General features: G+C 71.3%; 15 protein-coding genes and 2 riboswitches. Of the genes, 7 read left to right on the forward strand and 8 right to left on the reverse strand.

Annotation, left to right across the window (positions count from 1 at the left end; genetic code table 11):
- The first annotated feature begins 62 nt into the window (after window positions 1-62).
- Both A6048_RS01045 and A6048_RS01050 read left to right on the forward strand, forming a co-directional pair.
- A complete protein-coding gene (locus A6048_RS01045; protein WP_107747843.1) occupies window positions 63-695 on the forward strand; it encodes a Type 1 glutamine amidotransferase-like domain-containing protein in 633 nt (210 codons plus the stop codon).
- 90 nt (window positions 696-785) lie between these two features.
- Window positions 786-1,565, forward strand: coding sequence for a UbiA family prenyltransferase (locus A6048_RS01050; RefSeq protein ID WP_235027500.1), 780 nt, complete (start codon window positions 786-788; stop codon window positions 1,563-1,565).
- Between the two features lie 91 nt (window positions 1,566-1,656).
- Here the strand turns inward: A6048_RS01050 and A6048_RS01055 are convergent, their stop codons facing one another.
- From A6048_RS01055 to A6048_RS01075, 5 genes are all read right to left on the reverse strand, one after another.
- Window positions 1,657-3,051 carry a hypothetical protein gene (locus tag A6048_RS01055; protein WP_107747845.1) on the reverse strand — a complete coding sequence of 465 codons (1,395 nt, stop codon included), beginning with the start codon at window positions 3,049-3,051 and terminating at the stop codon, window positions 1,657-1,659.
- A 197-nt stretch (window positions 3,052-3,248) separates the two neighbouring features.
- Window positions 3,249-3,896 carry a 5,6-dimethylbenzimidazole synthase gene (bluB, locus tag A6048_RS01060; protein WP_235027501.1) on the reverse strand — a complete coding sequence of 216 codons (648 nt, stop codon included), beginning with the start codon at window positions 3,894-3,896 and terminating at the stop codon, window positions 3,249-3,251.
- A complete protein-coding gene (locus A6048_RS01065) occupies window positions 3,893-5,428 on the reverse strand; it encodes a precorrin-2 C(20)-methyltransferase (protein ID WP_107748077.1) in 1,536 nt (511 codons plus the stop codon). Before A6048_RS01065 ends, bluB begins: the two co-directional genes overlap by 4 nt.
- 89 nt (window positions 5,429-5,517) lie before the next feature.
- Complete coding sequence (locus A6048_RS01070; RefSeq protein WP_107747847.1) at window positions 5,518-6,183, reverse strand: precorrin-8X methylmutase; 666 nt, start codon at window positions 6,181-6,183, stop codon at window positions 5,518-5,520.
- 53 nt (window positions 6,184-6,236) lie between these two features.
- Window positions 6,237-6,351, reverse strand: a riboswitch (cobalamin riboswitch).
- Window positions 6,351-7,220: a nitrite reductase gene (locus A6048_RS01075; RefSeq protein WP_200837377.1), complete on the reverse strand. Its 870-nt coding sequence runs from the start codon at window positions 7,218-7,220 to the stop codon at window positions 6,351-6,353. It overlaps the preceding riboswitch by 1 nt.
- A gap of 81 nt (window positions 7,221-7,301) precedes the next feature.
- On the opposite strand from A6048_RS01075, the gene A6048_RS01080 reads away from it, so the two are divergent.
- The 4 genes from A6048_RS01080 to A6048_RS18385 all read left to right on the forward strand — a co-directional run bounded on the left by A6048_RS01080 (window position 7,302) and on the right by A6048_RS18385 (window position 13,903).
- Complete coding sequence (locus A6048_RS01080) at window positions 7,302-8,639, forward strand: M23 family metallopeptidase (RefSeq protein WP_235027502.1); 1,338 nt, start codon at window positions 7,302-7,304, stop codon at window positions 8,637-8,639.
- A gap of 64 nt (window positions 8,640-8,703) precedes the next feature.
- Window positions 8,704-8,899, forward strand: a riboswitch (cobalamin riboswitch).
- The gene (gene cobN, locus A6048_RS01085; protein ID WP_211310055.1) at window positions 8,891-12,904 is read left to right on the forward strand and encodes a cobaltochelatase subunit CobN; all 4,014 of its coding nucleotides are present in this window, start codon (window positions 8,891-8,893) and stop codon (window positions 12,902-12,904) included. It overlaps the preceding riboswitch by 9 nt.
- Window positions 12,897-13,694, forward strand: a complete 798-nt coding sequence (cobF, locus tag A6048_RS01090; RefSeq protein ID WP_235027447.1) for a precorrin-6A synthase (deacetylating) — start codon at window positions 12,897-12,899, stop codon at window positions 13,692-13,694. Before cobN ends, cobF begins: the two co-directional genes overlap by 8 nt.
- Window positions 13,695-13,765: 71 nt before the next feature.
- Window positions 13,766-13,903 carry a hypothetical protein gene (locus A6048_RS18385; RefSeq protein ID WP_162845704.1) on the forward strand — a complete coding sequence of 46 codons (138 nt, stop codon included), beginning with the start codon at window positions 13,766-13,768 and terminating at the stop codon, window positions 13,901-13,903.
- A 154-nt stretch (window positions 13,904-14,057) separates the two neighbouring features.
- On the opposite strand, the gene A6048_RS01095 is transcribed toward A6048_RS18385, so the two are convergent.
- Complete coding sequence (locus A6048_RS01095) at window positions 14,058-15,944, reverse strand: NTP transferase domain-containing protein (protein WP_107747850.1); 1,887 nt, start codon at window positions 15,942-15,944, stop codon at window positions 14,058-14,060.
- Complete coding sequence (locus tag A6048_RS01100) at window positions 15,941-16,555, reverse strand: TetR/AcrR family transcriptional regulator (RefSeq protein WP_107747851.1); 615 nt, start codon at window positions 16,553-16,555, stop codon at window positions 15,941-15,943. Before A6048_RS01100 ends, A6048_RS01095 begins: the two co-directional genes overlap by 4 nt.
- A 189-nt stretch (window positions 16,556-16,744) precedes the next feature.
- Between A6048_RS01100 and A6048_RS01105 the strand changes: the two genes are divergently transcribed.
- Window positions 16,745-18,316 carry an MFS transporter gene (locus A6048_RS01105; RefSeq protein ID WP_235027283.1) on the forward strand — a complete coding sequence of 524 codons (1,572 nt, stop codon included), beginning with the start codon at window positions 16,745-16,747 and terminating at the stop codon, window positions 18,314-18,316.
- A 116-nt stretch (window positions 18,317-18,432) separates the two neighbouring features.
- Here the strand turns inward: A6048_RS01105 and A6048_RS01110 are convergent, their stop codons facing one another.
- On the reverse strand, window positions 18,433-20,832 hold the full coding sequence (locus A6048_RS01110; RefSeq protein ID WP_107747853.1) for an FdhF/YdeP family oxidoreductase: 2,400 nt from the start codon (window positions 20,830-20,832) through the stop codon (window positions 18,433-18,435).
- Between the last annotated feature and the right edge of the window lie 51 nt (window positions 20,833-20,883).

Here is a 20,883-nt window from a genome sequence, read left to right on the forward strand (position 1 = left end):
GGCGGGGCAGCCGTCGGCAGAACACGCCGTAGGGCACTCGGTCCCCCTCGTAGAGTGGCGCCATGAACCTGCTCCTGCTGTCCCCCGGCGTCGGTGCCGTGCCCGACTTCATCGCCGAGCACGTCGCCCATCCCGCACCCGCGGTGCGCATCGGGTACCTGAACGACGCCGCCAGTCCCTACGCGGGTGCGGAGTTCGTGGCCGCGGAGCGCGCGCAACTCTCGGATCTCGGTTATGTGCTGACCGACATCACCGCCGCCGACTTCGGCGACGCGGGTGCATTCGCCAGTGCGCTCGACGGGGTCGACGTCCTCTATGTGGCGGGCGGCAACACCTTCGTGCTCCTGGCGGCGCTGCGCCGTCATGGTGCGGATGCGGTCCTCGTCGACCGGGTGCGAGCGGGACTGCCCTACATCGGCTCGAGCGCCGGATCGGTCATCACCGGACCCAGCATCGAACCGATCAGCCTCATGGACGACCCCTCAGCCGCGCCCGATCTCGCCGATCGAAGCGGACTCGGTCTGGTCGAGACCGTCGTGATCCCCCACGCGGACGGCGCCCTACCGCCCTACCCACCCGCGCTCATCGCACAGCTCAAGGACACCTACGGGAGCGACTACCCGCTCACCTGTGTGAACGACGACCAGGCCCTGCTCGTGGAGAGTGAGACACCACGCCTGATCAGTTCGCCGTGAACCCGTTACCGAAACGAGGTTCGCTAAACCCATGAACCGGTGTGCTGGCAGCGGCAGCGAGACGTCACTATGGCCCTGATTCCCCCTTTCGTGCGGACCGCTCACCCCGTTCCGGCTCTCGCGGTCACTGTCCTCACCCTGTTGCTCGCGGCGAGTATGGGCGTGAGCGCCTACACGGCGGTCGTGCTCGTCGTCGCCGTCCTGAGCGGTCAGCTCGTCGTGGGATGGACCAACGATCTGTGGGACCGAGATCGTGATCGTCGGGTCGGCCGCTGCGACAAACCACTCGCGACCGGTCAGATCTCGGCGGGGGTGGTGCGCTCGGCGATCGGTGCGGCAGGTGTGGTGTGTGTTGTCGCGTCGCTGTTGTGCGGCATCGGCGCCGGCCTTCTCCATCTCACGTTGGGGGTCGGTTCGGCTCTGGCGTACAACGTCGCGCTCAAGTCCACCGTGGTGTCATGGCTCCCGTACTCGATCGCCTTCGGCTGCCTGCCCGCCGTGGTGTCGTTGGCTCGGGACCCGGCCGCTCTGCCGCCCCTGTGGATGGTCGCCGTCGGTGCGCTGCTCGGCTTTGCCGCGCACCTGCTCAATGCCATGCCCGATCTCGCCGACGACGCCGCGACCGGAGTCCGAGGATTCCCCCACCGACTGTCGCCCTCGATAGTCCCGCCCGCGGCCGCACTGGCACTCGTCGTGGCCTCGGTGGTCTCCGTCTTCGGCCGGGGCACTCCACCGACGGTCGGTCAGTGCATCCTGTTGGCCGTGGTGCTCGTGCTGGCGGTGGCGGCGACCCGCACCACGGGGAAGGGGCCGTTCTACGCGGCGATCGCCATCGCGGGAGTCAACGTGGTCATGCTGCTGATCGGGTGAACCATGCTCCTGCGAGCGCATTCATAGCGCAGGTCCGCCCGGCATGGCACCGGGCTCCCGGCTCGCGCCGCTACCGGGTACACCTCGCAGATCAGCCCGTCGACGCCGTCGACGAGGAGGAGGGCGTCCCCGACGCCGGGCCCGATCCGCCCGCCGAACCCGCTCCGACCGATCCCGGAGCGCCCTCGGCGGGAGAGCCGAGCCACCTGAACGGCTGGCGACCGGACGTGCTCGGCCCGGTCTCGACGCCGCCGCGGTAGCTGGCCTCGGCCTCGTACGAACCCGGGGGCATCGTAGGAACCGCGAAGGTCATCGACGTCTCGCTCACTCCTCGGTCGAGGAGCGTCGTGACGGGCGGTCCGGTGCTGGTCAGGAACTCGGTGCCGACCGGCAGGCCGGCCTGGCGCCACACGTCGAGTGATGTGGGGCCGTCGAGCGTGCCAGTCAGGCTGTAGGTGCGGATCGTGAACAGAGCGCCGCAGGAGGGCCCCGGTTCGGCCGGCGGTATGCAGGAGCGGAACGGCGATGAACCCGCGACCTCGAGGGTGGTGACTGTGAGCGCCGGGTCGACGACGATCGTTGCGTCGAGCGTGGCGTCTGCTTGACGACCGTTACGCGCCCGGAGCGTGATGGGGAACGTGCCCCTCTCCAGCGGGGTGCCGACGATGCCGGCGAAGGACTGGGCGCCGCCTCCCTGCCTGAGCTCGAGCCCGTTCGGGAGTCGGCCGCGGTCGATCGAGAGCACAGTGGGTACTCCCGCGGTCCCGCCGGTTCCGACGCAGGGCTGGTGGTACGCGGACCGCAGCGCGGCAGGCGCGACAGCGCAGTCGATGCCGAGCGGCGTCGCCGGCTGAGGTGGCCTGGCGGTGATGGTCGCCGTCCAGAACAGCGTCATCGGCACCACTCGGCTGATGGAACAGTCACTCTTCGAACCGCAGACGACCTGCCAGTTCGGCAGACCGACGGAAGGCATCTGCACGAAGTTGAGGCTGTTGTGGACCTCCGTGGCGCCACCGGTGACGTCGATTCTGACCTGTTGCAGGCTCGGCTCGAAGACACAGGCGAACGAGTCGTTCCGCACGGTGAACGCCATGGGGATGGTCGTGACCGCTTCCTGGGTGACGAAGTCCACGGTGGGGAAGGGTCCCATGCAGTTGCTGTCACCCGAATAGATGCGCACGCGGACGCCGGCACCGACATCCAGCTTCATGGTGAGCTGCAGCGGGTAGTTGCCCGACCCCGGGAGTGTCGTTTCCGGACTGACCGGATCGGCCGTGGACATCTCCACGCTGGAGGACGACGGCGCCGTGGTGCTCTGTGCGGCCGCCTCGGTCGGCAACGAGGCGCCGACGAAGGGCGCGGAAACGGCGACGACCATCGCGACGAGCAGGGCGGCGACCGATCGGAGACCGACTCTCCACCTGCCGGGGCCGTACGACACGGTGTCTGGCCGTCGGTGAAGTGCGCGCGAACTGGTCTGGTCCATGGGCCCGCCGCCTCTGTCATCAGGGTCGCGGTACGACCCGAGATGCGTCGAAGACTAGTGACCGACCTGACCTGCGTCCGGTAAACACCGATATGGGCGAGATGACGCTCGCGCTCGCGTAGTGCTATCGGTCGTTCCGAGTGGCGGAATCGCGTGGTGGGGCGCGAAAACCGGGTGGAGTCCCGCAGGTGAGCGGCCTAGACCCAGTCGACCGACAGCGGTGACCTGCGTCCCCACCCCACGGTCTGCAACAACGGCTCCTCGAGGTCCAGTTCTGGGTGCCCGAGGCACAGGTAGGCCAGGGGTCGGGCGCCGTCCGGGAGCGGCACGCTGTCGGAGAGGTGGTCGGGGTCCACAAGGCTCACCCAGCCCATGCCCAGTCCCTCAGCTGTGACCGCCAGCCACAGAAGGGTGATGGCGGCGATCACGCTGTACTCGGTGGCCGCCGGGACGCTCGTGGTTCCCAGGACCGGGCCGGCGGGTGGGACGTGGCTGACCACCAGGCCCACGGGAGCCCCGAGGATGCCCTCGAGGCGCAGCGAGTCGTAGAGTTCGCGGCGCTCGCCGTTGAAGCGCTCGGCCTCGGCACGGCGAACGGCGCGGAAACCGGCATGGACCGCCTCGCGCACTCCCCGGTCCTCGACCACCGTGACGTGCCAGGGTTGACTCAACCCGACACTCGGGGCGACGGCGAAGACCTCGAGCAGTCGCTCGATGGTGTCGCGCGGGACCGGGGTGGGATGGAAGTGGCGGTGGTCGCGGCGCGTAGCGAGGATCCGCCACAGCGCATCGCGGTCGGGAGAAGCACCTCCGCCGTTGTTGTCACCCAGGGGGTCCGCGCTCATGACCGCACGAACCGCGGGCTCCACACCCGTCCCGACTCGGTGACGCGGGTCCCGGATGCGCCCACGATGAGCAGGCATTTCATGTCCACCGAGTCGCAGTCGAGTTCGGCGAGGGTCGTGATGGTCAGCGATTCCTCGGCGCGGCCCACGTCGCGGCCCACCACCACCGGAGTGGCCGGGTCGCGGTGTCGCAGGAGGACGTCGCGGGCATCGGCGACCTGGCGGGTGCGCGAGCGCGAGGCGGGGTTGTAGACCGCAAGGACCAGGTCCGCGGCGGCGATCGCGTCGAGGCGCCGGGAGATGACCTCCCAGGGCTTGAGTCGGTCGGACAGGCTCATCACGGCGAAGTCCGCGCCGATGGGGGCCCCGGCCCGTGCCGCGACCGCCTGTACGGCCGACACCCCGGGCGCGACCCGCACGTCGATCCGGGAGTACAGCGGGTCCTCGGCGGCCTCGAACACGGCCGCGGCCATGCCGAACACGCCCGCATCGCCCCCGGAGACCACCGCCACTCGTTCGCCGGAGCGGGCGAGGTCCAGGGCGAGCCTGGCCCGGTCCACCTCGACGGTGTTGCCGGAGCAGTGCCTTGTCAGGCCCGCGCGCTGGGGCACTCGGTCGACGTAGGGCGCGTACCCGACCACGTGGTCTACCTCGGCCAACACCCGCCGTGCCTCCCCGGTGAGCCAGTCGTCGGGCCCGGGGCCCAGGCCCACCACGTGGAGTTCCCCGTCCGGCAACACGCCCCGCGCGGTGAGGCCGTCGAGCGGGGCGGGGCGTCGCCCGAACGGATCGAGCTGCCGGGAGTCGCCGGGGACGACGATGAGCGAGAAGTACGGCACGGTTACCGGATCGACGTCCCGCACCGGGTGGTGCACCTCGTCGGCGGTAGAGGCTCGTTCGACGTACACCGCGCCGTCGAGCCGTCCAGCCGCCTCCAGTGCACGGCGCACCGCGAGGAAGTTGCGCCCCAGCTTCATGATGATCGCCCCGTCGGTGTCGGCGAGGCGGCGGGCCAGCTCGGGTTCCGGCAGTGTTCCGGGCAGGACGGTGAGCACGTCCGTCTGGCGGACCAGGGGAGTGGCCGCGGCGGCGGTCGCGGCGGCGAACGCCGGTATGCCGGGCACGATCTCGGTGACGAAATGGCCGGAGAGCTTGTCGTGCATGTACATGAAGGAGCCGTAGAACAGCGGGTCCCCCTCGGCGAGCAGGACCACATCCCGGCCGGCCGCGAGGTGCTCGGCCAGCCGCTTCGCACTGCGGTCATAGAAATCCGCGATCGCTCCCGCGTACCCGCCGGGGTGGTCGGTGAGGCCCGTGGTCACGGGGTACTCCAGCACCTCCTCGACCGCACCGGCGGGGATGAGACCTGAGGCGATCCGCCTGGCATTGGACTCCTTGCCCCGGCCGGCGTGATAGGCCACCACGTCGGCGGCGCCGATCAGGCGGGCGGCCTTGAGGGTGACCAGTTCCGGGTCGCCGGGGCCCACGCCGACGCCGAACAGGCGGCCTCCGCCGCCCACCGGGTCCACCATGCCTCCGCCGCCGACCGGGTCCACCATGTTCCCGTCGGCGGACGTGCCCACCGGGCGCCCGCCCTCCGCCGCGCTCGCCGGCCCGGTGCTCACTCGGCCACCTGCGCGAGGGCGTTGACCGCGGAGACCGTCATCGCCGACCCGCCGCGTCGACCGTGAACGGTGACAAAGGGGATGTCGATGCCGTGGTCGTCCGCGAAGGACGCCAGGGCCGCTTTGGATTCGGCGGCGCCGATGAAGCCGACCGGGCACCCGACAATCGCCGCCGGATGCGGGGCGCCGTCCAGCAACATCTCCAGCAGGTGGAACAGGGCGGTGGGTGCGTTGCCGATCGCCACCACGGCGCCGTCGAGACGCTCACCCCACAGCGAGAGGGCGGCGGCCGATCGGGTGGTGCCCATCTGCCGGGCCAGGTCGAGCACGCGGGGATCGGACAACAGGCACACCACGTCGTTGTTCCGGGGGAGCCTGGACCTGGTGATCCCGGAGGCGACCATGTGGGCGTCGCAGAGGATGGGCGACCCGGCCTCGAGCGCGGATCGCGCGGCCCCCACCAGCTCCGGATGGACCTGAAGGTCGTCGACGAGGTCGGTCTGCCCGGTGCCGTGCACCATCCGGACGGCGAGCCGTTCGGCGTCGCGCGGGACGCCGGTCAGGTCGGTCTCCCGCCGGATCGTGGCGAAGGAGTCGAGGTAGATCGCAGGCCCGTCGTCGACGTAGTCGTAGCGACGTGGCGGCCTGGGGACAGCAGGCATGGGTCCTCCTCGGGGTTCTCGCCCCGGTCAGAAGTCTCAGTCGACACGCCAGGGAGCGCGTCGATCCCTCGGCCAGTATCTGGCTTGGCGACCCGTGGACCGGGCCTCACAGTGGCGGAACCGCCCCGGACTCACACCGGGTTCCTCGCCGTGGGACAGCCGGAAGTCTACGTGCGCACGGTGAGCACGCCGCGCCACGGGGTGACCACGAGCTCGGTGACGTCCCCGCCGGTGAGGCGATCGATCACCGCGCGATCGAGGACGCCGTCCGGGGCCTCGACGTGCTCGATTCGCCCCGAGGAGCAGGGGACCGGGCCATACGACAGCGCGGGGGCCGGAGGGGGGAGACGGCCGTCGCCCGGGCAGGGGGCGGCGAGTGGCGCCGGGAGTTCACGCACGTGCCAGGGGGCGTCGGGGCCGGTGCCGCGGGCGTCGGCGAAGTCGCGTGCAAGGTCGACCAGGCGATCGGCAGCCTCCTCGACAGGCACCACCGCTGACCAGACTTCGCCCACCCGGAGCTGGACGGTGCCGGAGTCGAGCGCCACCAGCCCCAGGTCGCCGGGGCGGTCCACGAGATCACCGCGACCGTCGTCCAGCACGAACAGGAAGCGGCCGGACAGTCCCGCCAGTCCGGGATCCGTCCGGAGACTGGCGTCGAGCCGGTCGGTCACCGGGCGCAGGTCGACCCGTCCGCCGACCAGGCCGGTGAGCGGTGAGACGAGGACGTTGCGGACGAGCTCGTGTGACGGAGCGGGCAGTAGCCCGGTGGCGGCGATCGCCGCCACGACCTCGTCCGCGAGCTGTCCGTCCCGCCCGGTCGGCAGGGCCCGCAGTTGCAGGTTCGCGCGGGTCGTGACGTGCACGTCGTCGTCGCCGTATCGCGCCGCTACCCCGTGAAGCGCGGCGAGGGATTCCGGCGACACGCGGCCGCCTGGGACGCGCAGCCGGACCAGGGCGCCGTCGTCGGCGGGCCACGGGCGCAGCACTCCGGGACACATGTCGGTCCGGGTGCGGGAGGTCGGTCCGGAAACGCTCACGGGACCCAGTCTGACAGCCTGTTCGACGCGGCCCGGGAGTGGTAGTTTTCTAAACAATTCTTGAAGAATCGGAGTACCACCGTGACGTCCCACCGCGTACCCGCCCTCCTCGCCGCCCTCGTCGCCGCGGTCGCTCTGGTCGCGGCCGGGTGTTCGTCGGACTCCGTCACCCAGGCGGCCGGCACCACCTCGACGTCACCGACGGCCGGCACCGCCACCGCGCCACCGCCCGCCGGGTCGGTCGCCGGGGTGACCGTGCCGGACGCGTTCACCGCCCTGACGCTGATTCCGATCGGGAATTCGCCGCTACCGTTCCGGGGAACGGATGGCAGGTACCACGTCGCCTATGACCTGCAGCTGACCAACGCCACCGGGGTCCCGGCGAGCCTGGAGAAGATCGACGTGATCGATGGCACCGATCCCACGAAGGTCCTCGCCAGCTTCTCCGGTTCGGCGCTGATCGACCCGGAGTGCGATTTCGGTGACTGCAACCGCCTGCGTGGCCTCCCAGCCGGGGTCATCGACAGCGCCGAGATCCCGCCCCAGGAGAGCCGAGTTGTGTTCATCGACTTCGCGCTGGACTCCCTCGACCAGGCCCCCGAAGCGGTGTTGCACCACGTCTACGGGACCGGCGCCGCCTCGCCGGCCTTCGGGGAGCCGGGGCCCATCGACTACCTGGCCACGCCGGTCGCCTTCTCCACGCAGACAGTGCCGGTCGTCTCGCCACCGCTACGCGGCGACAACTGGGTCGCCCTCAACGGGTGTTGCGAACCGGGTTTCCCGCATCGCAGTTCGGTGATGTCGCTCAACGGGAAGCTGAACAACAGTCAGCGCTTCGCCATCGACTTCAAGCGCACCAACGACCGCGGCGAGTTCTACACCGGGGACAGGAACCGCAACGAGAGTTATGTCGACTACGGGGCCGAGATCCTCGCCGTCGCCGACGCCACGGTGGTCTCTGTTCTCGACGGTATGGAGGCCAATGCGCCGGGGGTCCTGCCCGCCAGCGACCCGGAGTTGGCGGCAGAGCTGACCGTCGAGAACGTGGACGGCAACCACGTCGTGCTCGATCTCGGCGGTGGGGTATACGCGATGTACGCCCACCTGATCTCGGGCTCGATCACTGTCGAACCGGGCGACACGGTGACCGAGGGTCAGGTGATCGGCGAGCTCGGGAACACCGGCAATGCCAACGCGTCGCACCTGCACTTCCAACTGATGGACGGGCCGAGCCTGCTCGAGGCGGATTCGTTGCCCTACGAGTTCAGGAGTTTCGACTACCAGGGGCAGGTCCCACCGCAGCGGGTAGCTGATGCCGACGACTATCTGGCCGGCACCTTCCTGCCGGAAGGTCCGCAGCAGCGGGAGGCGCGGACCGACCAGATGCCGCTCAACCTGGCGGTCGTGACCTTCCCCTAGCTTGACGAGCGACTCCGACCACTCAGCCCCGACGGCCGGACACCCGTGGGGGACCGGGGCCGGATAGGCTCGCCGGTGCCGTGGTGCTCGGGAAGCCGGAGGAAAAGCCGGCGCGGCCCTCGCCACTGTAGTCGCGGAGTCACGCGGCCCTCGTCCGTCCCCGAGTGGGGCGGAGACCACTGGATCCCGAGGATCCGGGAAGGTCGGTCGCGCGGCGTCGATGCGAAAGCCAGGAGACCGGCCACGGCGACATGTTCCACGAGGGTTTGGAGAAGAACATGCGCCATGACCGGCGTTCGGCGTCCCCTGACGACGCCTCGGCACCATCGAATGACACAGCACCATCGAATGACACAGCGTCACCGAGCAACGCGGCACCATCGAACGACACGGCACCATCACGAGACTCGGTGAACGCACCGCGCATCACCCTGCTGTCCACCTCCGACACGGACCTGCTCTCCGCGCGGGCCTCCCGCGCGCACTGGACGCTCGGCAACCCGTCCCGGATCGACGTGGAGGCGGACCTGCCCGGTCTGATCGCAGGCGCCGACCTGGTGGTGGTCCGGATCCTCGGCTCTCGGCGGTCGTGGGAGCCCGGATTCGCCGCGGTCCTGGCCTCGGGACGGCCGGTGGTCGTCCTCGGCGGCGAGCAGGCCCCGGACGCCGACCTGATGGAGCTGTCCACGGTGCCGATCGGGATCGCGGCCGAGGCGCACCGCTACCTCGCCGAGGGCGGGGAGCGGAATCTCGCCCAGCTGCACGCCTTCCTCTCGGACACGGTGCTGCTCACCGGAGCCGGCTTCGAACCCCCGGAGAGCGTCCCGGTGTGGGGGATGCCGCCACGACCGGGCGCCGACTCCCCGGCGAGTGGTCACGAACGACGAGATTCCCGGAACGGGACCTGGGAGAACGTGATCGGAACTGACCAGTCGCGGGGCGTCCCCCGCGTCGGGGTGCTCTACTACCGTGCCCACGAGGTCAGCGGGAACTCCGAGTTCGCGCACGCGCTCGCCGACGCGATCGACGCCACCGGGCAGGCCGTGGGCGTGCCGGTGTTCGCCGGGTCCCTGCGCTCGGCCCCCGACGAGTTGTTCGACGCACTCGGCTCGCTCGACGCCCTGGTCGTCACCGTCCTGGCCGCCGGCGGCACCACACCCGGAGCGGTGAGCGCGGGTGGCGAGGACGAGACCTGGGACGTCGAACGCATCGCCGCTCTCGACATCCCGGTCCTGCAGGGCCTGTGTCTGACGTGGAGCCGGGAGGACTGGGAGGCCTCCGACGACGGCGTCAACCCGCTGGACTCGGCCAACCAGATCGCCATCCCGGAGTTCGACGGCCGGATCATCACCGTGCCGTTCTCCTTCAAGGAGATCGACGCCGACGGCCTCCCGCGCTACGTGGCCGATCCCGAACGCTGCGCCCGCGTCGCGGGGATCGCGGTCTCCCACGCCCGGCTGCGCCACGTGCCCGCTGCCGACCGCCGGATCGCCCTGGTGCTCTCGGCGTACCCGACCAAGCACTCCCGGATCGGCAACGCGGTCGGGCTCGATACCCCGGTGTCGACCATCCGGCTCCTGCGCCGGATGCGCGACGAGGGGTACGACCTCGGGCCGGCCGACGGGCCCATCGCCCGCTTTCTCGATCGCTCCGAGGAGTTGCCCGACGACTCGGCCGCCGGTGACGCGCTGATCCACGCGCTGATCGCCGCGGGTGGGCAGGACGAGGAGTGGCTGACCAACGCCCAGCTCACCGACAGCCACGTCAGGATCAGCACCGACGACTACCTGAAGTGGACCGCGGACCTGCCCGAGTCCCTGCGCGGGGAGATGGTCGAGGCGTGGGGCCCGGCCCCCGGGCAGCTGTTCGTCAACGACGCCGGCGAGATCGTCCTGGCCACCATCCAGGCCGGCAATGTCGTCCTCTTGATCCAGCCGCCGCGCGGGTTCGGGGAGAACCCCGTCGCCATCTACCACGATCCCGAGCTTGCCCCGTCCCACCACTACCTGGCCGCGTACCGGTGGCTGGCGCACGGCTTCCGCGCGCACGCGCTGGTCCACCTGGGCAAGCACGGGTCCCTGGAGTGGCTGCCGGGCAAGAACGCCGCGCTGTCTGCGGCGTGCGCGACCGACGCGGCGATCGCCGACCTGCCGCTGATCTACCCGTTCCTCGTCAACGACCCCGGGGAGGGCGCCCAGGCCAAACGCCGCGCCCACGCGACGATCGTCGACCACCTGGTGCCGCCGATGGCCCGAGCGGAGTCCTACGGCGACGTCGCCCGCCTCGAGCAGCTGCTGGACGAGTACGGGAACATCGCGTCGATGGACCCGGCCAAACTGCCGGCCATCCGCGCGCAGATCTGGACCCTCATGCGGTCCGCGCACATGCACGAGGACCTGGGCCTGGAGCAGCAGCCCGGGGACGAGGAGTTCGACGACTTCCTGCTGCACGTCGACGGCTGGCTGTGTGAGATCAAGGACGTCCAGATCCGGGACGGACTGCACGTGCTGGGGCAGGCGCCGGCCGGCGAGGCGCGGGTGAACCTGGTCCTGGCGATCCTGCGGGCCTCGCAGGTGTGGGGCGGCGAGTTCGGCGCCGTTCCCGGTCTGCGCCGCGCCCTCGGGCTGGGGGAGGACGCCCCGACCCCGGAGGTCGACCGCGTGGAGGCCCTGGCCCGGGCGCTGGTCGAGGGGATGGACGCACGGGGGTGGGACGTCGCGGCGGTGCCGGAGGTCCTGGCCGACGCGGGGCTCGGGAGCGGCGAGGCCGGAACCGGCGGAGCCGGCGGCGAGTCGGCGGGCGGCGCGATTGAGAACGGCGCGGTCGAGAACGCCGCGGGCACGAACGGCGCGGTCGAGAACGACGTGGTCACGACTAGCGCGGTCGAGAACGGCGCGGTCCAGAACGGCGACGAGGTGGGCCGCGTCCTGGAGTTCGCCGCCCGCGAGGTGGTGCCGCGCCTGGCCGCGACCGTCGACGAGCTCGACGCCGTGATGCACGCGCTCGACGGCGGGTTCGTGCCCGCCGGGCCGTCCGGATCCCCGCTGCGTGGCCTGGTCAACGTCCTGCCGACCGGCCGGAACTTCTACACGGTCGATCCACGCGCCATCCCGTCCCGGCTGGCCTGGGAGACGGGCCAGGCGATGGCCGACTCCCTGCTGGACCGGCATGTGGCCGAGACCGGCGAGTACCCGAGTTCGGTGGGTCTGTCGATCTGGGGCACCTCTGCCATGCGGACCTCGGGCGACGACGTGGCCGAGGTCCTGGCCCTGCTCGGCGTCCGGCCGGAGTGGGACGAGGCGTCCCGCCGGGTGAACGGGATGGAGGTGATCCCGGCCGCCGAACTCGGTCGTCCGCGCATTGACGTGACGGTCCGGATCTCGGGCTTCTTCCGGGACGCCTTCCCGCACGTCATCACCATGCTCGACGACGCCGTCCAGCTGGTGGCGGAGCTGGACGAGCCGGACGAGCAGAATCACGTCGCCGCCCATACCCGCGCGGACCTGGCAGAACACCACGACCACCGCCGCGCGACCACCCGCATCTTCGGTTCCGCGCCCGGGTCGTACGGTGCGGGGATCCTGCAGACCATCGAGGCCGGCAACTGGCGGGACGACCGCGACCTGGCCGAGGTCTACACCCGCTGGGGCGGCTTCGCCTACGGTCGCGACCTGGAGGGCGTCCCGGCGGCGGATGACATGCGCACTAACTACCGGCGCATCGCGGTGGCCGCCAAGAACATCGACACCCGTGAGCACGACATCGCCGACTCGGACGACTATTTCCAGTACCACGGCGGGATGATCGCGACAGTGCGCGCGCTCACCGGGGCCGAGCCCCGCGCCTACGTCGGGGACTCCACCACCCCGGACGCGATCCGCACCCGGTCGCTGGCCGAGGAGACGGTCCGGGTGTTCCGGGCCCGCGTGGTCAACCCCCGGTGGATCGCGGCCATGCAGCGGCACGGCTACAAGGGGGCCTTCGAGCTGGCTGCGACGGTGGACTACCTCTTCGGCTTCGACGCCACCGCGGGGGTCGTTCATGACTGGATGTACGACACGTTGGCCAGGGAGTACGTCCTGGATCAGACCAACCAGGAGTTCCTGCGCCGCTCCAACCCGTGGGCCCTGCGCGGGATGATCGAACGGCTCTCCGAGGCCGCCGACCGCGGACTGTGGGCCGAACCGGACGCCGAGATCATGGACCGGATGCGGCAGGTGTACCTGGACGTCGAGGGCGACCTCGAGGACACCCACGGTGACTGACCGGACCCCTCTCGACCCGAGCAGCCCAGACGCGCTGCGCCGCCGGGTTCGGGTGGTCGGCATCGGCTCCGGGGGACCGGACCAGATCACGGTGGAGGCGATCGCGGCCCTGCGGGAGTCCGCCTACGCGGTGGCCGCGGTGAAGGGGGCCGAGGACCCGTTGGTGGATCTCCGCCGGCAGCTGCTGGCCCGTCACGCGCCGGGCGTCGAGTTAGTGGGAGTGGCCGATCCGGAACGGGACCGCTCGTCGTCGTCGACCTCCTCCCACGTCGGGTACCGCGGTGTTGTGCTCGACTGGCACGAGGCCCGCTCCCTGGCCTGGGAGCGGGTCCTGGCGGACCGTCCCGGAGACGTGGCGGTGCCGGTGTGGGGCGATCCCGCCTTCTACGACTCCACCCTGAGGATCGTCGACCGGATCCTCGCCCGTGGCCGGCTCGATTTCCATGTCGAGGTGGTTCCCGGCATCTCCGCGCTCCAGGTGCTGGCCGCGCGTCACCGCCTGGTCCTGCACGAGATCGGCGGGACGGTCACCGTGACCACCGGCCGCCGCCTGGCGGAGGTCGTCGCCGGGGGCGCGGACAACGTCGTGGTGATGCTCAACGCGGATCTGCCGCTGGACGGCCTGCTCGACTGGCACATCTGGTGGGGCGGCAACCTCGGTGATGAGGGCGAGTGCCTGGTCTCGGGCAGGGTCCGCGACGTCCTGTCGGACCTGCGAGCCCACCGCGAGCGGCTGCGCGCCGAGCACAGCTGGGTGATGGACGTGTATCTGCTGCGCAGACCGGGGTGATCTCGCTGCCGGTCGCGGACGGAGGGAGCCGTGCCTACACTGGCGCTCCCCCAGAGACATAGAGGTGAATGATGAGTTTTCTACGTGGCGCACTGAGGACCGGTGTCGCGCTCAAGGCCGCCGAGGTGGTCAAGCGTGAGGCGTCGAAGCCGGAGAACCAGCGGAAGGCCCGCGAGTTCGCGGACAAGATCCGCAACCGCAAGCGCTGACCGCTGGCGCTGAACGCAAGCGCTGAAACCTGGCGCTGACCGATGGCGCCAGCCACCGGCACTGACCGTCGCCCGCTGATCGCCCGAGGGGATCAGCGGGCGAGCTACTGCGCGCGCCTTCTCCCCCCGGACACGGTGGCGTACCGCCGGTCGGTCACATCCACTCGATGAGTTCCACGGGGTCGTCGGCCCCGGCACCCTCCGGCACCACGGCGAGCAGTGGGGCGCCGGCGAGATCGGCCAGGTGGGCGGTGCGGACCCGGCCGGAGAGCGTCCATCCACCGGTGCCGTCGGGGCGGGCCGGCAGGACCCGAGCACGGCCCGGGGCGGCGACCCGGTCGAGTCCGGTCACCCGGGCCAGGACAGCTGGTCGCTCGCGGCCGGTCAGCGCGTCGACCAGGGCGCGGCCCGTGGTGGCGGCCGCGCACACCGCCGCCAGCGGATTCCCCGGAAGGCCCAGCAGCACGCGCCCGTCGGGAAGTACCGCCACGAGTTGCGACCCACCGGGCCGGACCCGCGCCCCGTCCAGCACGATCGTCGCGCCCGCGCGTCGCAGTGCCGGGCGGAGGTGGTCGGCCACCCCGCGGCCGGTCGCCCCGATCAGGACGATGACGTCCTCGGCCTGTTCCCCGCCCCCGGCTCTGCCCCCAACCCCAACCCCGGTCCCGCCCTCGGCCCCGGCGCCAGGGGAGCCGCTGATCAGCGCGTCCATGGCATCGGCGGTGTCCGAACAGTGCGAGGTCCGCGCAGCGCCGCCGATCGTCCCGGCGCCCGTCGCGAACCCCGCCCGCGCGAGGACTCCGCCGATCGTCCCGGCGCGCGTCGCGAACCCCGCCCGCGCGAGGACCCCGCCGAGCAGCGGGCCCACGGTGTCGCGGATCCGGCCCGGCGGCAATGGCGACGGACTGTCGGCGGGCAGCACCTCGTCACCCGTCGTCACCACGACCGAGCGCACCGGCCCGCGGACCGACACCGAGGCCAGGCCCGCCGACAGGGCCGCGGAGGCGAGCGCCGGGTCCAGCGTGACCCCGGCGGGCGCGAGTTCGTGGCCGGCGGGCCAGTCCTCGCCGACCGGGCGCAGGTCGTCGACTCCGGCGGCCTCGGGCAGGGCGGTCACGACCGCGGGATCGGAGCCGTCCCGCGCCACCTGGACGAGTTCGTGGCGGAGCACCCGGCCGCTGCCTGGTGGGACGAGTGCGCCGGTGGCGATGGGCGCGGCGGTGCCGGTGGCCATGCTGCCGGGTGAGCCGTCGCCGGCCCGCAGCGCGGTCCCGGTCAGTCGCCACGGTCCCGGTCCGGCCAGGGCGTACCCGTCCATCGCCGACACCGGCTCCCGCGGCATCGGGTCGGCCGCGACCAGCGGTGCGGTGAGGACGGCCCCGACCGCGTCGAGGGGGGCGCGCACGGTCGGCGGCAGCGGCGCGAGCCCCGCGCGCAGGACCGCCCCCACGTGGGCGAGCGCGACGGGCCCGGAGGAGACCACCTCCGCCCAGGTGTCGACGTCCCGCGCGGGTGCGCCCACCGTCACGCGGGTGAGCACCTCGTCGTCGTACAGGGCCCGGACCGGTCGCCCGCCCGCGCCACCGGATCGCTGCACGGCGTCCAGTCGGGTGGCGAGGGCGCGGCGGTCCCACACGGCGAGCAGGTATTGGTCACGGCCGTCGGCGTCCACGGCGAGCGCCGCGGTAGGTCGGCGGTCGCTGCCGAAGGCGGCGGGCAGTCGAAGCGCGGCGACGAGAGAGCGGAGGGTGTCGGCGTCGAGGTCCGGCAGGTCACAGGCGACGACGACGACGAGGTCCGCCGATCCCGGGAGCACCGACAGCCCCGCCGCGATCCCGGCCACCGGCCCGGAGAACGGCGGATCCTCGCGGGTGTCGCCACCGGGGCCGACCGTGACGACAGAGTCGGCGACTGCCGCGGCGGCGCCCACCACGGTGTCGAGCATCGGCCGGCCGGCGACCGCGATCCGCGCCTTGTCGGCTCCTCCGAGTCGGCTCCCGCGGCCACCGGTCAGCACGATCGCGCCGACGGCATCGGTCACGAGTCGGTCCCCTCGCCGGGTCCGGAGGCGTCCTCCGCCAGGCGACTGCGCAGGAAGTCGTCGACGAGCATCTCGATGTCCGCAGCTGTGAACGGGCGCAGTCCGATCATCCGCGCGAGCACCACCGGCCCGGCGAGCTGGGCCACCGCCAGGTCGCGGTCCCCGGGGATCAGGGTGCCGTCGGATTCGGCGGCGGACAGGACCGCGTGCAGGGGCTCGGCGTAGGAGTCCACCACGCCGCGGCGCAGCGCGCCCACCTCGTCGTCGGTCCCGGCGCCCCGGCCCATCGCCAGCCACCCCAACATCGACTGTTGCATGGGCGCGTCCTGGAGCAGGCGCGCCATGGTCGTGCACAGCTCCAGGAGTTGCTCGCGCACCGGGGCGTCGCTCGGCGGTGGCTCCGGCGTCGGCAGCAGACGGCGGAACGCCGCGGCGATCAGGGAGTCGGTGGAGGGGAAGTTGCGGTACAGCGTGGTCCGCGCGACGCCGGACACGCGAGTGACCGCGTCCACCGTCACCGCGGCGGCGCCACCGGAGAGGAGCAGGTCCACCGCGGCGTCCAGGAGTTTGCCCCGCGAGCGTGCCCGGCGCGGATCGGTCGGTGACTGCATGGGTCCATTGTGACGGCCCGTGGTGGGATACGGTGGGTTGACCAAAGCGATACCGACGGTATCGTTTCCTGCAGGGGTCGTCATCCGCCGACCTTCACCACCATCGAACCGCGCCACCATCGAACCGCGCCACTACCGAACCGTGTCACCACCGAACCGAGCCACTGATCAACCCTGGGAGCCCACGTGATGGAACTGACCGCCGGACGGCGCCGCTGGCTCCTGTTCGTCAACATCGTCGCGGTGTCGCTGGTCGTGGCCACGATGTCCGCCCTGTACACCTCGCTGCCGGACATCGCCGTGGCCACCGGCGCCACCCAGGCCGAGCTGACCTGGATCATCGACTCCTACACCCTCGCGCTGGCCGCCCTCGTGCTCACCGCCGGCGCCCTGGGCGATCGCTTCGGCCGACGCGCCACCCTGATCGTGGGACTGGCACTGTTCACCGTGGCCTCGGCCCTGCCGATCTGGCTGGACTCGCCGCTGTGGGTGATCGGCCTCCGCGCCGTGGCCGGCGTCGGCGCGGCGTTCGTCATGCCCTCCACCCTGTCCCTGCTCACCGCCAGCTTCCCGCCGGAACGCCGGGGGACCGCCGTCGGGATGTGGGCCGGGTTCGCGGGCATCGGCGGCATCATCGGACTGCTCGGCTCGGGGGTCATGCTGCAGGTGTGGTCCTGGAAGTCCATCTTCGCGATCTATTCGGTGCTCGGTCTGCTGGTGCTCCTGGCAGCCTTCACCATCGGCGAATCCGTGGCCTCCCGGCACGGTCGACCCGACGTGCTGGGGGCGTTGTTCTCGGCACTGGCGGTGGGAGGTCTGGTCTTCGGGCTGATCGAAGGGGCGCACACGAGTTTCGGAGAGCCCCTCGTCGTCGTCGCACTGGTCGTGGCAGTGGTGAGCCTGCCGGCCTTCGTGGTGGTGGAGCTGCGCGCCGCGGACCCGTTGCTCGACGTGCGCTACTTCCGCCGCCGGGGCTTCACCACCGGGTCCATCTCCGTGGGGATGCAGTTCCTCACGATCTTCGGGTTCTTCCTGCTGATCGTGCAGTACCTGCAGTTGGTCAAGGGCTACGACGCCATCTCCGCCTCCACCGCGCTGGCGCCCATGGTGCTGCCCGTGCTCGTGTTCTCGCTGATCTCCCCCCGCATCACCGCGGCCGTCGGGCTCCGCGTGGTCTCCGTGGTGGGAGTGGGCGCGATAGCGGTCGGCATGCTCCTGCTCTCGCGTCTGGACGCCGACTCCACCTACTGGGCGATCCTGTGGCCGATGCTCGTGGCCAGCGTGGGACTGGGGCTCTCGACCGCCCCTGCGACCTCGGCGATCGTCTCCGACGTACCCGCCGACGAGCAGGGCGTGGCCGCCGCCGTGAACGACGCGATGCGCGAGATCGGTGCCGCCATCGGGATCGCACTGTCGGGCAGCATCCTGGCCGGCTACTACTCCTCGCAGATCGTCGAGGTCCTGCCCGCCGTCCCCGAGGCCGGGCGACAGGCTGTGGAGAGCTCGTTCGCCGGTGCCGTGGAGTTCGGGGCCGTGGCCGGGCCGGCCGCGCAGGGAGTCGTCGACGCCGCCGCCGAGATCTTCGCCGCCGGCATCTCCGACGCCCTGTTCGCGCTGGGGCTGGTCGCTGTGGGGGCCACGATCGTGTTGCTCTTCGTGGCCCCCGGTCGTGGCTACGTCGCGCAGGGCGACCCGCCTGCCGCCGACGCCGAGGAGGCCGGTGAACCCACGGGACTTCCCGCAGAATCCCGTTCCGGATAGGAACAGCGGCGCGAGGGTCGTCAGGTGTAGTCGGGACTGTCAGGGGTCGGGATGTCGATGACGATCGGCGAGTTCGATACCGGGGACGCCGCGCTGCGCTCGCTAGCGCTCTGTGTTTATGCGCGTCCCGCTGCGGTGCTTGCCTCGCTGGCGCTCGGCGAGCTCCTCGGGGCCGACGGGCGCGGCTCGAACCGGACGGTCACCGCCTTGAAGCCCGGCGTATTGGACTCCCGCGCCACATTCTCCCGGTGCACCAGATTGTTGGCCTCGGGGAAGTACGCCGCGCAGCAGCCGCGGGCCGTCGGGTAGGACACCAGCCTGAACTCGTCGGCCCGGCGCTCGGTGGTCGCGCCGTCCGAGCCGGTGAACACACTCACCACGTCGACCAGCTGACGATCCTGAAACCCCAGGTCGACCAGGTCGTCGGGGTTCACCAGGATCACCCTCCGCCCTCCTGAGATCCCCCGGTAGCGGTCGTCCAAGCCGTAGTAGGTGGTGTTGTACTGATCGTGCGACCGCACGGTCTGCAGGATCAGGTGCCCGGCCGGCGCCTCCAACCACTCCAGCGGCGCGACCGTGAAGTGCGCGCGCCCCGACGCGGTGGCGAAGGACCGGGTGTCACGCGGCGGATTGGGCAGCACGAACCCGGACTTCTGCCGCACCCGCCGGTTGTAGTCGGTGAAACCCGGGATCACGCGGGCGATGTGATCGCGGATCACGTCGTAGTCGTCGGCCATCGCCCGCCAGCCCACCTCGTGGTGGTGACCGAGGATGGCCTCGGCCATGCCGGCGACGATCTGCGGCTCGCTGAGCAACTGCTCCGAGACGGGCTCGAGTCGCCCGGTCGAGGACCGGATCACCGACATCGAATCCTCCACCGAGACGAACTGCGCGCCACCCGGATGCCGGTCATCGCGGTCCGTGCGACCGAGCGTCGGCAGGATCAGCGAGGTCTGACCGTGCACCACATGCGAGCGGTTCGGTTTGGTCGACACGTGCACGGTGAGTCCGGTGCGCTGCATACCCTTCTCGAGGACGTCGGTGTCCGAGCAGGCCTTCGCGAAGTTGCCGCCCATGGAGACGAACACGTCCACGTCGCCGCGCTCGAACGCCTCGAGCGTCTCCGTCGAGTCGTACCCGTGCTCCCGCGGCGAGCTGATGCCGAACTCGTCGTCGAGCCCGTCCAACAGAGCCGGTACCGGCTTCTCCCAGATCCCCATCGTGCGGTCGCCCTGCACGTTGGAGTGCCCACGGACCGGGCAGGCACCGGCGCCAGGCTTGCCGAAGTTCCCCTGGACCAGCAGGACATTGACGATCTCGCGCAGGGTGTCCACAGAATGCGGTTGCTGCGTGAGCCCCAGGGCCCAGCAGATGATCGTCCCCTCGGAGTGCACCAGCCGCGTGGCCAGGCGCTCGATCTGGTCGCGGCGCAGGCCCGTGGCGCGTTCCGTGGCCTCCCAGTCCAGGTCAGCCCGGGCGGCGGCGTAGGACTCGAACCCCTCCGTGGACGACTCGACGAACTCGCGGTCCACCACCGTTCCGGGGGCCGCCTCCTCCGCGCGGAGCAGCAGGTGACCCAGGGCCTGGAACAGGGCCAGGTCGCCACCCACCTTGATCTGCAGGAAGTCGTCCGCGACCGTCTCGCCCCCGCCATCGACGAGGCTCTTGGCGATCCCCGTGGGGGACTGGGGATCGGCGAAGTTCAGCAGACCGGCCTCGGGCAACGGGTTGACCGCCACCACGTGGGCCCCGCGTCGTCGGGCGTCGGTGAGGGTGGAGAGCATCCGTGGGTGGTTGGTGCCGGGATTCTGTCCGACGACGAGGATGACGTCCGCGTGCTCGAAGTCCTCGAGCGAGACGGTCCCCTTGCCGATGCCGATCGTGGGCGTCATGGCCGACCCGGAGGACTCGTGGCACATGTTGGAGCAGTCGGGCAGGTTGTTGGTGCCGATCGAGCGCGCGAGCAGCTGGTACATGAAGGCCGTCTCGTTGGCCGTGCGCCCCGAGGTGTAGAACACGCACCGGTCCGGCGAGGTGGCGTTGACGTGCTCGGCCATGAGCGCGAACGCCTCACGCCAGCCGATCGGCGAGTAGTGCTCGTCGCCCGGCCTCAGCACCACCGGCTCGGTGATCCGGCCCTGGTTGCCCAGCCAGTACTCGGTCTTGTCCCGTAGCTCGCGGATCGGGTGCGCGGCCCACCACTCGGGGGTCACCGTCCGGGTGGTGGACTCCTCCGCCACTGCCTTCGCGCCGTTCTCGCAGAACTCCGCCGGCTTGCGCGGCCCGGTGATGGACTCGGGCCAGGCGCAGCCCGGGCAGTCCGTGCCGCCCCGGTGATTGAGGCTGGTCATCGCCCGGACCGTGCGGGTCACGCCGGCCTGCGAGATCCCCCGCTCGAGTGCCACCGAGACCGCCTTGAGGCCCGCCGCGCTGGTCTCGGGTTCGCCGACCCGCAGGTCGTCCTCGTCGATGTCGGCGACGGGCGCGGACCGACGGATGCGGGGGAGCAGGCTCATGTGCCCATTGTGCGCCGGAAGACATCGCGCCGCAGCCGCAGCCCCGGTGTG

The sequence above is a fragment of the Dietzia psychralcaliphila genome, assembly GCF_003096095.1.
Classification (GTDB): domain Bacteria; phylum Actinomycetota; class Actinomycetes; order Mycobacteriales; family Mycobacteriaceae; genus Dietzia; species Dietzia psychralcaliphila.

Bases quoted from the DNA above. Each gene is read 5' to 3' on its own strand.
- A6048_RS01045 (WP_107747843.1), top strand. From the start codon at position 63: ATGAACCTGCTCCTGCTGTCCCCCGGCGTCGGTGCCGTGCCCGACTTC.
- A6048_RS01055 (WP_107747845.1), bottom strand. From the start codon at position 3,051: ATGGACCAGACCAGTTCGCGCGCACTTCACCGACGGCCAGACACCGTG.
- bluB (WP_235027501.1), bottom strand. From the start codon at position 3,896: ATGAGCGCGGACCCCCTGGGTGACAACAACGGCGGAGGTGCTTCTCCC.
- A6048_RS01065 (WP_107748077.1), bottom strand. From the start codon at position 5,428: ATGGTGGACCCGGTGGGCGGCGGAGGCCGCCTGTTCGGCGTCGGCGTG.
- A6048_RS01070 (WP_107747847.1), bottom strand. From the start codon at position 6,183: ATGCCTGCTGTCCCCAGGCCGCCACGTCGCTACGACTACGTCGACGAC.
- cobN (WP_211310055.1), top strand. From the start codon at position 8,891: ATGTTCCACGAGGGTTTGGAGAAGAACATGCGCCATGACCGGCGTTCG.
- A6048_RS18385 (WP_162845704.1), top strand. From the start codon at position 13,766: ATGAGTTTTCTACGTGGCGCACTGAGGACCGGTGTCGCGCTCAAGGCC.
- A6048_RS01100 (WP_107747851.1), bottom strand. From the start codon at position 16,555: ATGCAGTCACCGACCGATCCGCGCCGGGCACGCTCGCGGGGCAAACTC.
- A6048_RS01105 (WP_235027283.1), top strand. From the start codon at position 16,745: ATGGAACTGACCGCCGGACGGCGCCGCTGGCTCCTGTTCGTCAACATC.
- A6048_RS01110 (WP_107747853.1), bottom strand. From the start codon at position 20,832: ATGAGCCTGCTCCCCCGCATCCGTCGGTCCGCGCCCGTCGCCGACATC.